Annotated in this window: 8 protein-coding genes; 4 read left to right on the top strand and 4 right to left on the bottom strand. The window is 73.3% G+C overall.

The genetic code is table 11. The annotated features are described in order from the left end of the window. Window positions 1-193 precede the first annotated feature (193 nt). Complete coding sequence (rpsA, locus tag IEZ04_RS20730) at window positions 194-1,687, bottom strand: 30S ribosomal protein S1 (protein ID WP_189218415.1); 1,494 nt, start codon at window positions 1,685-1,687, stop codon at window positions 194-196. 398 nt (window positions 1,688-2,085) lie between these two features. Here rpsA and IEZ04_RS20725 point away from each other — a divergent pair, with 398 nt between their 5' ends. Then, window positions 2,086-2,925 (top strand): class I SAM-dependent methyltransferase, encoded by an 840-nt coding sequence (locus IEZ04_RS20725; RefSeq protein WP_189218480.1) that lies wholly within the window; start codon window positions 2,086-2,088, stop codon window positions 2,923-2,925. A gap of 34 nt (window positions 2,926-2,959) precedes the next feature. Next, entirely contained in the window at window positions 2,960-5,488 is a 2,529-nt protein-coding gene (gene hrpB / locus IEZ04_RS20720; RefSeq protein ID WP_189218414.1) for an ATP-dependent helicase HrpB, read from the top strand. A gap of 39 nt (window positions 5,489-5,527) precedes the next feature. Here hrpB and IEZ04_RS20715 read toward each other — a convergent pair whose 3' ends face one another. Further along, the gene (locus IEZ04_RS20715) at window positions 5,528-7,336 is read right to left on the bottom strand and encodes a lytic transglycosylase domain-containing protein (RefSeq protein ID WP_189218413.1); all 1,809 of its coding nucleotides are present in this window, start codon (window positions 7,334-7,336) and stop codon (window positions 5,528-5,530) included. Between the two features lie 230 nt (window positions 7,337-7,566). On the opposite strand from IEZ04_RS20715, the gene IEZ04_RS20710 reads away from it, so the two are divergent. Then, window positions 7,567-8,424, top strand: coding sequence for a DUF4184 family protein (locus tag IEZ04_RS20710; protein ID WP_189218412.1), 858 nt, complete (start codon window positions 7,567-7,569; stop codon window positions 8,422-8,424). A 113-nt stretch (window positions 8,425-8,537) separates the two neighbouring features. Here the strand turns inward: IEZ04_RS20710 and IEZ04_RS20705 are convergent, their stop codons facing one another. Together IEZ04_RS20705 and polA are read right to left on the bottom strand one after the other, a co-directional pair. Next, window positions 8,538-8,747, bottom strand: a complete 210-nt coding sequence (locus IEZ04_RS20705; protein WP_189218411.1) for a hypothetical protein — start codon at window positions 8,745-8,747, stop codon at window positions 8,538-8,540. A 162-nt stretch (window positions 8,748-8,909) separates the two neighbouring features. Further along, a complete protein-coding gene (gene polA / locus IEZ04_RS20700; protein ID WP_189218410.1) occupies window positions 8,910-11,639 on the bottom strand; it encodes a DNA polymerase I in 2,730 nt (909 codons plus the stop codon). Window positions 11,640-11,823: 184 nt separating this feature from the next. Between polA and IEZ04_RS20695 the strand changes: the two genes are divergently transcribed. Beyond that, window positions 11,824-14,103, top strand: coding sequence for an FdhF/YdeP family oxidoreductase (locus tag IEZ04_RS20695; RefSeq protein WP_189218409.1), 2,280 nt, complete (start codon window positions 11,824-11,826; stop codon window positions 14,101-14,103). Window positions 14,104-14,144 lie beyond the last annotated feature (41 nt).

The raw sequence follows: 14,144 nt of genomic DNA, 5'->3' as shown, positions 1-14,144 counted from the left end.
TCCTCCTCATGTCCGTCACGCACAACGCCGCATGGGGCGTGAGCATTCCCCACCGTCGCGGCCGGAACCCGTCCGCTCCCCGCGGATACGCCGAAGGCCCGCATCCGGGTGGATGCGGGCCTTCGGTCGAGCTACTGCCGGCCGGTGGTCGGGCGACTACCGGTCAGCGGTGGAGCGTTCCTCCGTGCGGAGTTCAGCTCTGGCCGCCGGCGAGCTTCTCGCGGAGCGCGGCCAGGGCCTCGTCCGAGGCGAGGGCGCCGGAGTTGTCGCCACCCTCGGAGGAGTACGAACCGCCGCCGGACGCGGCCGGAGCGGCGGCCTCGCCACCCTCGGCAGCGGCCTGCTCGTCCGCCTCGCGGGACTTGATGACCTGCGCCTGGTGCTGCTCGAAGCGCGTCTGCGCCTCGGCGTACTGGCGCTCCCACTCCTCGCGCTGCTTCTCGTAACCCTCGAGCCAGTCGTTGGTCTCGGGGTCGAAGCCCTCGGGGTAGATGTAGTTGCCCTGGTCGTCGTAGGACGCGGCCATGCCGTACAGGGTCGGGTCGAACTCGACCGCCGTCGGGTCGGCTCCGAAGGACTCGTTGGCCTGCTTGAGGGACAGCGAGATCCGGCGACGCTCCAGGTCGATGTCGATGACCTTGACGAAGATCTCGTCGTTGACCTGGACGACCTGCTCCGGGATCTCCACGTGGCGCTCGGCCAGCTCGGAGATGTGGACCAGACCCTCGATGCCCTCGTCCACGCGGACGAACGCACCGAACGGAACCAGCTTCGTGACCTTGCCGGGCACGACCTGGCCGATCTGGTGGGTGCGGGCGAACTGCTGCCACGGGTCTTCCTGGGTCGCCTTCAGCGACAGGGAGACGCGCTCGCGGTCCATGTCGACGTCGAGGACCTCGACGGTGACCTCCTGGCCGACCTCGACGACCTCGGAGGGGTGGTCGATGTGCTTCCAGGACAGCTCGGAGACGTGGACCAGACCGTCGACGCCACCCAGGTCCACGAAGGCACCGAAGTTGACGATCGAGGAGACCACACCGGAGCGGACCTGACCCTTCTGGAGGGTCGTGAGGAACGTCTGGCGGACCTCGGACTGGGTCTGCTCCAGCCAGGCACGGCGGGACAGGACCACGTTGTTGCGGTTCTTGTCCAGCTCGATGATCTTGGCCTCGAGCTCCTTGCCGACGTACGGCTGCAGGTCGCGGACGCGGCGCATCTCGACCAGGGAGGCGGGGAGGAAGCCACGGAGGCCGATGTCGAGGATGAGACCACCCTTGACGACCTCGATGACGGTACCGGTGACGATGCCGTCCTCTTCCTTGATCTTCTCGATGGTGCCCCAGGCACGCTCGTACTGGGCGCGCTTCTTCGAGAGGATCAGGCGGCCTTCCTTGTCCTCCTTCTGGAGGACCAGGGCCTCGATCTCGTCGCCGACGGCCACGACCTCGTTCGGGTCGACGTCGTGCTTGATCGAGAGCTCGCGGCTCGGGATGACACCTTCGGTCTTGTAACCGATGTCGAGCAGGACCTCGTCCCGGTCGACCTTCACGATGACGCCGTCGACGATGTCGCCGTCGTTGAAGTACTTGATCGTCTCGTCGATCGCGGCGAGGAAGGCTTCCTCGTTACCGATGTCGTTGACCGCTACCTGCGGCGTGGTGGCGGTGGTCTCGGTGCTGCTCGTCATGTGGGAAAGGGCTCCGGTACGGACATTGAAGTCGTAGGTACTGCTTACGCCGGGAGCCCGTTTCGCTCTGCAGAAGCCGGACAGCCTAGGAAGCGCCTCACCTGGACTTCCGGTGGCGGCGCCTCGACAACCGAGGGGACATACAACAGATGCGAGCGCAGCCTGCTACGTCTGAGGTGCGCAGGCCCGCAGCGCAACTTGTAGCATACGGGGGCAGCCGGACAGGGTCAATGCGCGAAGGCGCACACCCGGGGCGGATCGCCTCATAACCGGCACAAGAACACACGCGACGCCGCCCGCCTGCCGTGCCCGGACGGCGTTCCGCCGCCCCACGGGCCCGGGACGCCCCCTCCGCGACACTACCGGCACGGGATCGGAAGAGTACGACGAGGGAGCCGATCATCCAAGAGCCCGAGGTCTTCCACGCATCCGGGGCGCCCGGGGCCGCCGAGCCCGAGGCGACACGCCGCGAGGCGGGGGTCACGGAGAGTTCCCGCGCCAACCGCGGCTGGTGGGACCGGAACGCCGACGAGTACCAGGTCGAACACGGCACCTTCCTCGGGGACGACCGCTTCGTGTGGGGTCCCGAGGGACTGGACGAGGTGGAGGCGGAGCTGCTCGGGCCGCCGGAGGACCTCGGCGGCAAGGACGTGCTGGAGATCGGCGCCGGAGCGGCCCAGTGCTCGCGCTGGCTGGCCGCCCAGGGCGCCCGCCCGGTCGCCCTGGACCTGTCCCACCGGCAGCTCCAGCACGCGCTGCGGATCGGCGGGACGTTCCCCCTCGTCCAGGCCGACGCGGCGGCGCTGCCCTTCGCGGACGCCTCCTTCGACCTGGCGTGCTCGGCGTACGGGGCGCTGCCCTTCGTGGCCGACCCGGTGCTGGTGCTGCGGGAGGTGCGCCGGGTGCTGCGTCCCGGCGGCCGTCTCGTCTTCTCGGTGACCCACCCGATCCGCTGGGCGTTCCCCGACGAACCCGGCCCCGAGGGACTGAGCGTCTCGGGGTCGTACTTCGACCGCACGCCCTACGTCGAGCAGGACGAGAGCGGCCGCGCGGTGTACGTCGAGCACCACAGGACGCTCGGAGACCGCGTCCGGGACGTCGTGGCGGCGGGCTTCCGCCTGGCGGACCTGGTCGAGCCGGAGTGGCCCGCCTGGAACAGCTCCGAGTGGGGCGGCTGGTCCCCGCTGCGCGGCGCCCTGATCCCGGGAACGGCGATCTTCGTGTGCGAGCGGGACTGACGGCGGCGAGGGCGGTGGCGGGGAGACTGGGGGCGTGATCCGTTACGACGCCCTGGACCAGTTGCCGGTACGCGGTGCCCTGCCCGCCCTGAACGACGCGCTGGACGCGCACGGTGCCGCCGTGCTGGTGGCGCCGCCGGGCACCGGCAAGACCACGCTGGTGCCGCTGGTGCTGGCGGGACTCGTCGGTGACGGCCCGGCGCGGCGTGTCGTCGTCGCCGAGCCCCGGCGCATCGCCGCGCGGGCGGCGGCGCGGCGGATGGCGTGGCTGCTCGGGGAGCGGGTCGGGGAGAGCGTCGGGTTCAGTGTGCGCGGTGAGCGCGTGGTGGGACCACGCGTGCGCGTGGAGGTCGTGACGACCGGTGTGCTGCTGCAGCGGCTGCAGCGGGACCAGGAGCTGGCCGGCGTCGACGTCGTCGTGCTGGACGAGTGCCACGAGCGGCACCTGGACGCGGACATGGTGGCGGCGTTCGTCCTGGACGTACGGGCCGCGCTCCGCCCGGAGCTGCGTCTGGTCGCCGCGTCCGCCACGACCGACGCGGAAGGGTGGGCCCGGCTGCTGGGGGACGTGCCGGTGGTCGCGGCGGAGGGCGTCTCGCACCCGGTGGAGGTGGTGTGGGCGCCGCCCGCGCGCGGGGTCCGTCCCCCGCACGGCATGCGGGTGGACCCGGCGCTGCTCGCGCACGTGGCGTCGGTGGTGCGGCGGGCGCTGGCCGAGCGGGAGGGCGACGTGCTGTGCTTCCTGCCCGGCGTCGGCGAGATCGCGCGCGTGGCCGGGCAGCTGGGCGACCTGGGCGACGTCGAGGTGCTCCAGGTGCACGGGCGGGCGCCGGCGGCCGTGCAGGACGCGGTGCTGTCCCCGGGGACCCGCCGCCGGGTGGTGCTGGCCACGTCGGTGGCCGAGTCGTCGCTGACGGTCCCCGGCGTGCGGACCGTCGTGGACAGCGGGCTCGCGCGCGAGCCGCGGGTGGACCACGCGCGCGGGCTGAGCGCGCTGACGACCGTACGGGCCTCGCAGGCGGCCGGACGGCAGCGGGCGGGGCGGGCCGGGCGGGAGGCCCCGGGCACCGTGTACCGCTGCTGGGCGGAGGCCGAGGACGCCCGTCTGCCGCGCTTTCCGGCGCCGGAGGTGCAACTGGCCGACCTGACCGCGTTCGCCCTCCAGGCGGCCTGCTGGGGCGACCCGGACGCCTCCGGGCTGGCGCTCCTCGACCCGCCGCCGGGCGGGGCGATGGCGGCGGCGCGGAAGGTGCTGGAGGCCGTCGGCGCGGTGGACCCCGCGGGCCGGCCGACGCGGCGCGGCGCACGGATGGCGCGGCTGGGCCTGCACCCCCGGCTGGCCCGTGCCCTGCTCGACGCGGCCGAACGGGTCGGCGCGGAGCGGGCGGCGGAGGTCGTGGCGCTGCTGAGCGAGGAGCCGCCCCGGGAGTACGGCGACGATCTCGCCGCGGCGTGGCGGGCCGCCCGGCGCGGCGGCGACGCCTACGCGCAGCGCTGGCGCACGGAGGCGCGGCGGCTGCGGTCCGCGGTCGGCGAGGCGGGGCCCGCCGCGGGCCCCCGGGACGGCGGCGGGAGCGACCGGGACGACCGGGACGACCGGGCCGTCGGGCTGGTGGCCGCGCTCGCGTTCCCCGAGCGGGTGGCGCGGGCACGGGGCGGGTCGTACCTGATGGTCTCCGGGACGCGGGCCGAGCTCGCCGAGGGGTCCGGGCTGCGCGGGTCCCCGTGGCTGGCCGTCGCCGTCGCCGACCGGCCCGTCGGCGCGGGGCACGCGCGCGTGCGGCTCGCCGCGGCGGTCGACGAGGAGGTGGCCCGGCAGGCGGCGGCGCCCCTGGCGGCGGCGGGCGAGGAGGTGCGGTGGGCCGGCGGGGACGTGGTCGCGCGGCGCGTCGAACGGCTCGGCGCCGTGGAGCTCACGGTGCGGCCGCTGGACGACGCCGATCCCCGGCTCGTACGGGAGGCGCTGCTGGCGGGGCTGCGGGAGGAGGGGTTCGGGCTGCTGCGGTGGTCGGGGGACGCGGAGCGGCTGCGGCAGCGGCTCGCGTTCCTGCGGGCGCACCTCGGCGACCCCTGGCCCGACGTCCGTGACGACGCCCTGCACGCGCGCGTGGACGACTGGCTGGAGCCGGAGCTGGGCCGGGCCCGGCGCCGGGCCGACCTGGCGCGCGTCGACGCCGGGGAGGCGCTGAGGCGGCTGCTGCCGTGGGCCGGGGGCGAGGCGGCACGGCTGGACGAGCTCGCGCCCGAGCGGATCGTGGTACCGAGCGGGTCCGCGGTCCGGGTCGACTACTCCGACCCCGGACGGCCGGTGCTGGCGGTGAAGCTGCAGGAGATGTTCGGGCTTCAGGAGTCACCCGTGCTCGCCGGGATTCCCGTGCTCGTGCACCTGCTCTCCCCCGCCGGCCGGCCGGCCGCCGTCACCGCCGATCTCGCCTCCTTCTGGCGGGACGGCTACCGGGCGGTGCGGGCCGAGCTGCGCGGGCGGTACCCGAAGCACCCGTGGCCGGAGGACCCGGCGGCCGCGGCACCGACCCGGCACACGAACGCGCGCCTCAGGCGTTGACCCGCCCGGTCCACCGGGCGGGCCCGCCGCTCCGTTCGCTCACTCCGTGGAGCTCGCCGACGGACCGGGGGACGCCTCCGGCGTCTCCGGTCCGGGCGAGGTCTCCGGGTCGGCCGACGCCTCGGCCTTCGTCACGGTCAGGGCGACCGTGCGCGTCGCGCCGCCCGCGGTGGTGACGCGGAGCCAGAACGTGCCCGTGGTGTCGCCCGCGTACAGCTTCGGCAGCTTCAGCTTGCCGTCCCCGTCGGTTCTCAGGCCCTTCAGGGTGCGCACGGGGTTGCCGTCGGCGTCCTCGAAGTAGGGGCCCTCGTCGTTCTCGGAGGAGTCGAGCAGTCCCTTGACCAGAGTCGCGGAGGCAGCCACCTTGTCCGCGGCGGCGCCCCGGTAGGTGGCCTTCAGCTCGACCTGCTCCGCGAACTCGCCGCCGGCCACGCAGGTCAGCGGGGTCGAGTCGGTGCGGACGAGGAAGTCGGCGGTGCGCTCGGTGACGGTCGCCCCGAAGTCGAGGGCGGGCACCGAGCGGCCCACGACGGTCGCCCGCACCGTGAACTCGCCGGTCTCCGCACCCGCCCGGAGCCGGGGCGCGGTCGCGACGCCCGAGGCGCCCGTGACGACGGTGGCGACGGTCTCGCCGCCCTCGAAGGCGGCGTCGGTGTCCCCGACGACGGTGAAGCGGATGCGCACCTTCCCTACGGCCTCGCCGTCCTTCGTCTCGGCACGGACACCGATCCTCCCGGTGAACGCGTCGCCCGCCCGCGCGGTGAGCTCCGCGGTGCCCGCGTCCTTGAGGTGGTGCACCGTGTCGGTCGGGGTTCCGGGAGGCGTCGTCGGGGGCGTGGTGGGAGGTGTCGTCGGCGGCTGGGTGGCGGGCGGCGGGGTCGTCGGGGGCGGGGTCGTGGCGGGCGGCTTCCCGGTTCCCGGGCCCTGCTCCGGCGGCGGCGTCCCCTGCGACGGGGGGCCCGCCGCGGGGGGCGTCGTGCCGGTGCCGGGCGTGCCGGAGCCGCGCCCGGGGGCGTCGTCGCTCTCCCGCCGGGGCAGCGTGCCCGTGCCGTCGGGGATCTCGTGGGTGCCCTTGCGGTAGTACTCCAGCCACGACAGGACCGTGTTGAGGTAGTCGGTCGAGTTGTTGTAGCTGAGGATCGCCTTCCTGAGGTCCGCCCGGTCGGACAGGTCCCAGCTGAACCGGCACAGGTAGTGGCCGGCGGCGAGGGCCGCGTCGTAGATGTTGTTCGGGTCCGAGACGCCGTCGCCGTTGCCGTCGCGGCCGGCCCACGCCCAGGTGGACGGGATGAACTGCATCGGACCGACGGCACGGTCGTACGTGCTGTCGCCGTCGTACGCGCCGCCGTCGGTGTCGCTGATGTTCGCGAAGCCGTTGCCGTTGAGCTGCGGGCCGAGGATCTTGCCGATCGTCGTGCCGTCGGCGGCGACGCGGCCGCCCCGGGCCTGCCCGGACTCGACCTTGCCGATGGCGGCGAGGAGCTGCCAGGGCAGGTTGCAGCCCGGCTTGGCGTCGCGCAGGGCCGCCTCGGCCTTCTTGTAGGCGTCGAGGACGGTCGCGGGGATGCCGCGCTCACCGCCCGCGACGCTCGACGTCTCGCCGTCGGCCCCCGTGCTGGGAGTGGCGGTGGGACTGTCGAGGGGCGGGAGGTCCGTGTAGTAGCGCGAGTTGCCGGTCGCGGTGTCGTCCGCGTTCCCGTCGGGCGAGGGCGCGTCGGCGGCCTGTCCGCCGGAGCCGTCTATGGTCACTGCGGGGGCCTGGGATGCGGCCAGTGCCGCGACCGCGACCGCGACCACGGCGGTGTTCGCCGCTCCCTTGCGCAGCCTTTTCCCGAATTGCGCCGCCATTGAGTGAGCCCTCCCCGAGGACGATCGCCCGCGCGTTCTACCGGTGACCCACGAGACCCTACGACAACTTGCTGTGCGCGGGCACCCGTTCGCGCCCGGTATTCACCGATTGGCCATATACGAAACGCCCGCCCCATGCGCCCCCGGAGCACCGGCCGACGCGTCGCGCATACTGGCGGCACCGATCAGCGGCCTGCTCGACCGGCCAACGCCTGCCGCAGGAGGAGAACTTGCCTTTCACGCTCAGCCACGCGGCCGCCGTGCTGCCCGCCCTCCGGGGCGACGGCAGCGGACGCGGCCGACTGGTGCCGTCGCTGCTCGTGGCCGGTTCGATGGCGCCCGACATGACCTACTACGCCGCGAGCGCGGTGCCCGGGGCGATGGAGTTCGGCACCTTCACGCACTCCCTCGCGGGCGTCCTCACCTTCGACGTCCTCGTGGCCCTGGCCCTGGCGGGCGGGTGGCTGTTCCTGCGCGAGCCGCTGGTGGCGCTGCTGCCCCGGGCACGGCAGGGGCGGGTGGCGTCGCTGGTGCGCTGCGGGGCGCCGCGGCCGCCGCGGCGCCCCTCCACGGTGGTGTGGTGGTACGTCTCCGCCGCGCTCGGCGGGCTCACGCACGTCTTCCTGGACGCGTTCACCCACCTCCACGGGTGGGGGGCGCGGGTGTTCCCCGTCCTGCTGCAGGACTTCGCGGGGCAGCCGCTGTTCTGGTACCTGCAGTACGGCGGCTCCGCCGTGGCGGCGGTCGTGCTCGCCGTATACGTGGTGCTCGCCCTGCGCCGGCAGCCGCCCGTGCCACCCGTGGGGTCCGCGGGACCCGTCGGGGTGCCCGTGCTCTCCGCGGCCGACCGGTGGGTGGCCGTGGCCGTGATCGGGGGGTGCGCCCTGGTGGCCGCCGCGCACCGGGTGAACCGGTGGTGGGCGTACTGGGGTTCGATCGCCAAGCCCTACGAGATCATCCCGACCCTCTGCTTCGGAGCGGGCGCGGGACTCGCGGTCGGGGTGGTGCTGTACGGGGCGGGCGTGCGGATGTGGCGTCCCGCTCCGGCATCGGTACCGCGGCGGGACGACGCGCCCGTTCCCCGGTAGCGCACGCGTCCCGGTGGCGCACGCGTCCCGGTAGCGCACGCGTCCCGGTGGCGCACGCGTCCCGGTAGCGCACGCGTCCCGGTGGCGCACGCGTCCCAGTGGCGCACGTGCCCTCAGGGACGCGCGGCCGCCCGTGAGTCCGCGGCCTCGCGGGTCGCGGCCGCGGCGCGGGCCTGGTCCCGGGCGGACCGGAGCGGGGCGGACTCGGCCGGCACACGGGCCGTGCTGGCATCGGGCGCGTACGCGGACATCGGTCCGTGTCCGGCCGGCAACAGGAAGCCGAGGGTCGTCGCGGTACGGCAGCGAAGCGTGCGTATACCCATGCCCGCATCCTCACGCCACGCCCCCGCCGGAGGCGCCCCCGCGGGGGCCGTACGGGTGAGGCACCCGCCCGGGACCTCCGGCGGGGGACGCCCCGCCCCCGTGGGCGGGGGCGCCGCCCACCCCGGAGGCCGCCGTACGCCCGGCGACGACCGGTACGGCGCTCAGTGCGCGGCCGACTCCCAGTCCCGGCCGTGGCCCACCGAGACGTCCAGCGGGGCCCTCAGCCGGACGGCGCCGGCCATCTCGCGGCGGACCAGCTCCTCGGCCCGCTCCCGCTCGCCGGGCGCCACCTCCAGCACGATCTCGTCATGGACCTGGAGCAGTATGCGAGAGGCCAGACCGGCCTCGCGCAGGGCCCGCTCGACGTTCAGCATGGCGATCTTGACGATGTCGGCCGCCGTGCCCTGGATCGGCGCGTTCAGCGCCATGCGCTCGGCCATCTCACGGCGCTGCCGGTTGTCGCTGTTCAGGTCGGGCAGGTAACGGCGCCGGCCGAACAGCGTCTCGGTGTACCCCGTCGCCCGCGCCTCGTCGACCACGCGCCGCAGATAGTCCCGTACCCCGCCGAAACGCTCGAAGTAGTTCTCCATCAGCGCCCGGGCCTCACCCGCGTCGATGTTCAGCTGCTGGGACAGACCGAACGCCGACAGACCGTACGCCAGGCCGTACGACATCGCCTTGGTCTTGCGGCGCATCTCGGCGTCCACCGCGTCGCGCCCGACCGCGAACACGTGCGAGGCGACCGTGGTGTGCAGGTCCTCGCCCGAGGTGAACGCCTCGATCAGACCCTCGTCCTCGGAGAGGTGCGCCATCACCCGCAGCTCGATCTGGCTGTAGTCCGCGGTCAGCAGCGACTCGTACCCCTCGCCGACCACGAAACCGCGGCGGATCGCCCTGCCCTCGTCCGTGCGGACCGGGATGTTCTGGAGGTTCGGGTCCTGGGAGGAGAGACGGCCCGTCGCGGCGACCGTCTGGTTGAAGGTGGTGTGGATCCGGCCGTCCGCCGCGATCGTCTTGATCAGGCCCTCGACGGTGACCCGCAGCTTCGCCTGCTCGCGGTGGCGGAGCATGATGACCGGCAGCTCGTTGTCCGTCTGGCCCGCGAGCCAGGCGAGGGCGTCCGCGTCCGTGGTGTAGCCGGTCTTGGTGCGCTTGGTCTTCGGAAGGCCCAGCTCACCGAAGAGGACCTCCTGGAGCTGCTTGGGCGAGCCCAGGTTGAACTCGTGCCCCGCCGCCGCGTGCGCCTCCTTCACGGCCTGCTGCACGGCGCCCGCGAACAGCTGCTCCATGCCCTCCAGGTGCGCCCGGTCCGCCGCGATGCCGTCACGCTCCATCCGGGCCAGCAGCGCGGAGGTGGGCAGCTCCACGTCGCGCAGCAGGTCCGCCGCGCCGACCTCCTTGAGCCGCTCCTCGAACGCCTCCCCCAGGTCGAGGATCGCGCGGGCCTGCACCATCAGCGCCTCGGCCTCGGCGCCGTCGTCCGCGCCGAAGGCGAGCTGCCCGTCGGCCGCGGCGGCGGGAGCCAGCTCCCGGCCCAGGTACTCCAGGGACAGCGCGTCCAGGTCGAAGGAGCGGCGGCCCGGCTTGACCAGGTAGGCCGCGAGCGCGGTGTCCATCACCACGCCCTCGACGGCGCTCCAGCCGTGCTCGGGGAAGACCCGCATCGCGGCCTTCGCGTCGTGCAGCACCTTCGGACGACGCGGATCGGCGAGCCAGGCCGCCCACGCGCGGTCGTCGGCCTCGTCCAGCTCCGCCGGGTCGAACCAGGCCGCCGTCCCGTCCGCCGCGGCCAGCGCCACCTCGGTCACCGAGCCGGTGCCGAGCGCCCAGGCACCGACCATGGCCACACCCAGGACCGCCGCGCCGTGCCCCTCCAGCCACGGCGCCAGCTCCCCGGAACCGAGCACCGTGCCGTCGATCTCGACGCCCGCGACGGCCACCGGGTCGGCCTCCGCCTCCACCGCGCCCGGGTCGACGGCCAGCAGCCGCTCCCGCAGCGACGGGTTGCGGATCTCCAGCGTGTCAAGGACCATCGCGACGGCCTTGCGGTCGTACGGCGCCCGCTCCAGGTCGGCGACCCCCTTGGGCAGCTCGACCGAGCGCACCATCTCCGTCAGCCGGCGGTTGAGCTTCACCGACTCCAGGTGGTCACGCAGGTTCTGGCCGGCCTTGCCCTTGACCTCCTCCACCCGCTCCACCAGCTCCGCGAACGAACCGAACTGGTTGATCCACTTCGCGGCGGTCTTCTCACCGACCCCCGGGATGCCCGGCAGGTTGTCCGACGGGTCACCGCGCAGCGCCGCGAAGTCCGGGTACTGCGCCGGCGTCAGCCCGTACTTCTCGACGACCTTCTCCGGGGTGTACCGCGTGAGCTCCGAGACGCCCTTCGTCGGGTACAGCACCGTCGTGTTCTCGGTGACCAGCTGGAAGGAGTCCCGGTCACCGGTGACGATCAGCACTTCGAAGCCCTCGGCCTCGGCCTGCGTGGCGAGCGTGGCGATGACGTCGTCCGCCTCGAACCCCTCGACCGCGAAACGGGCCGCGCCCATCGCGTCGAGCAGCTCCCCGATCAGCTCGACCTGCCCCTTGAACTCGTCCGGGGTCTTGGAGCGGTTCGCCTTGTACTCGGTGAACTCCTCCGAGCGCCACGTCTTGCGGGACACGTCGAACGCCACCGCGAAGTGCGTCGGCGCCTCGTCACGCAGCGTGTTCGCCAGCATCGACGCGAAACCGTAGATCGCGTTCGTCGTCTGGCCCGTCGCGGTGGTGAAGTTCTCCGCGGGCAGCGCGAAGAACGCGCGGTACGCCAGCGAGTGCCCGTCCATGAGCATCAGCCGGGGACGGCCGCCGCCGGGGGTCTTCTCGGTCTGCTTCGATGCTTTCTCTGCCACGTCCCCGATCCTGCCACGAGCCACTGACAGTCCGCGTCCGCCGGACCGCACGGCCCCCGCGGCCCCCGCCCCCACCGGCCGCCGCAGCGGGCACCCGGGGGTTGCCCCGGCCCCCGGGATGATCGAACACTGTCGGCACCCCGTGCGAGTATGCGGGGCAACGAACGGAGCAAGGGGAACAACGATGGCCAGCAAACCGCCCATGGGAGACCCGGTCCAGGACGCGCCGGAGGTCGCCGGTCCGAAGCACGCCGCGGCGGGCCTGCCGGCCATCGGACACACGCTGCGGATAGCCCAGCAGCAGATGGGCGTGAAACGCACCGCGCTCACCCTGCTGCGCGTCAACCAGAAGAACGGCTTCGACTGCCCCGGCTGCGCCTGGCCCGAGGGCGACAAGCGGCACACCGCCGAGTTCTGCGAGAACGGCGCCAAGGCGGTCGCCGAGGAGGCCACCCTGCGCCGGGTCACCCCCGACTTCTTCGCCGCGCACTCCGTCACCGACCTCGCGACCCGCAGCGGCTACTGGCTGGGCCAGCAGGGCCGGCTCACCCACCCCATGTACCTGCCGGAGGGCGCCGACCACTACGAGCCGGTGACCTGGGACCGCGCCTTCGACATCATCGCCGAGGAGCTGAACGCCCTCGCCAGCCCCGACGAGGCCCTCTTCTACACCTCCGGCCGCACCAGCAACGAAGCGGCGTTCCTGTACCAGCTCTTCGCCCGCGAGTTCGGCACCAACAACCTGCCGGACTGCTCCAACATGTGCCACGAGTCCTCCGGCTCCGCCCTCACCGAGACGATCGGCATCGGCAAGGGCAGCGTCCTGCTGGAGGACCTGTACAAGGCCGACCTGATCGTGGTGGCCGGACAGAACCCCGGCACCAACCACCCGCGCATGCTCTCCGCCCTGGAGAAGGCCAAGGCGGGCGGCGCGAAGATCATCAGCGTCAACCCGCTGCCCGAGGCCGGCCTGGAACGGTTCAAGAACCCGCAGACCCCCCACGGCATGCTGAGGGGCACCGCGCTCACCGACCTGTTCCTGCAGATCCGCATCGGCGGCGACCAAGCCCTCTTCCGCCTGCTCAACAAGCTGATCCTGGAGACCGAGGGCGCCGTCGACGAGGAGTTCGTGCGCGAACACACCCACGGCTACGAGGAGTTCGCCGCCGCCGCGCGGGACGCCGACTGGGACGAGACCCTCGCCGCCACCGGCCTCACCCGGGAGCAGATCGAGGAGACCCTGCGCATGGTGCTCGCCTCGAAGCGCACCATCGTCTGCTGGGCCATGGGCCTCACCCAGCACAAGCACTCCGTGCCCACCATCCGCGAGGTCGTCAACTTCCTGCTGCTGCGCGGCAACATCGGCCGCCCCGGCGCGGGCGTCTGCCCCGTCCGCGGCCACTCCAACGTGCAGGGCGACCGCACCATGGGCATCTTCGAACGGCCCGCGCCCGCCTTCCTCGACGCCCTGGAGAAGGAGTTCGGCTTCGCCCCGCCGCGCGGGCACGGCTACGACGTCGTACGGGCCATCGAGGCCATGCGCGACGACAAGGCGAAGGTGTTCTTCGCGATGGGCGGCAACTTCGTCTCCGCCTCCCCCGACACCGACGCCACCGAGGCGGCCATGCGCCGCGCCCGGCTGACGGTGCACGTGTCGACGAAGCTCAACCGCTCCCACGCGGTCACGGGCGCGCGTGCGCTGATCCTGCCCACCCTCGGCCGCACCGAGCGCGACCTCCAGGTCAGCGGCGAACAGGTCGTGACCGTCGAGGACTCCATGGGCATGGTGCACGCCTCGCGCGGACGCCTGAAGCCCGCGAGCGAGCACCTGCTGTCCGAACCCGCCATCGTGGCCCGGCTGGCCCGCCGCGTCCTCGGCGAGGACAGCCGCACGCCCTGGGAGGAGTTCGAGAAGGACTACGCGACGATCCGCGACCGCATCGCGCGCGTGGTGCCCGGCTTCGAGGACTTCAACGCGCGCGTCGCCCGCCCCGGCGGCTTCGCGCTCCCCCACGCCCCGCGCGACGAGCGCCGCTTCCCCACGGCCACCGGCAAGGCCAACTTCACGGCCGCACCGGTGGAGTACCCGGAGCTCCCCGCGGGCCGCCTGCTGCTGCAGACGCTGCGCTCCCACGACCAGTACAACACCACCATCTACGGCCTGGACGACCGCTACCGGGGCATCAGGAACGGGCGCCGTGTCGTGCTCGTCAACCCCGAGGACGCGGCGGAGCTGGACCTCGCGGACGGCAGTTACGTCGACCTGGTCGGCGAGTGGAAGGACGGCGTCGAACGGCGGGCGCCCGGCTTCCGCGTCGTGCACTACCCGACGGCCCGCGGCTGCGCGGCCTCGTACTACCCGGAGACCAACGTCCTGGTGCCGCTGGACTCGACGGCCGACATCAGCAACACCCCGGCCAGCAAGTCCGTCGTGGTACGTCTGGAACAATCGGCGACCGACTGAGCGTTTGCTCAGCCGACTGGAAGCCGATCTGCTGGACGACG

This window comes from Streptomyces ruber (assembly GCF_014648075.1).
GTDB lineage: Bacteria > Actinomycetota > Actinomycetes > Streptomycetales > Streptomycetaceae > Streptomyces > Streptomyces ruber.
The sequence above is the reverse complement of the archived record's forward strand: the minus strand, read 5'-3'. Positions and strand labels throughout refer to the sequence as shown.

Excerpts from the sequence above, each read along its gene's own strand:
- rpsA (WP_189218415.1), bottom strand. The coding sequence starts at position 1,687 with ATGACGAGCAGCACCGAGACCACCGCCACCACGCCGCAGGTAGCGGTC.
- IEZ04_RS20715 (WP_189218413.1), bottom strand. The coding sequence starts at position 7,336 with ATGGCGGCGCAATTCGGGAAAAGGCTGCGCAAGGGAGCGGCGAACACC.
- IEZ04_RS20705 (WP_189218411.1), bottom strand. The coding sequence starts at position 8,747 with ATGGGTATACGCACGCTTCGCTGCCGTACCGCGACGACCCTCGGCTTC.
- IEZ04_RS20695 (WP_189218409.1), top strand. The coding sequence starts at position 11,824 with ATGGCCAGCAAACCGCCCATGGGAGACCCGGTCCAGGACGCGCCGGAG.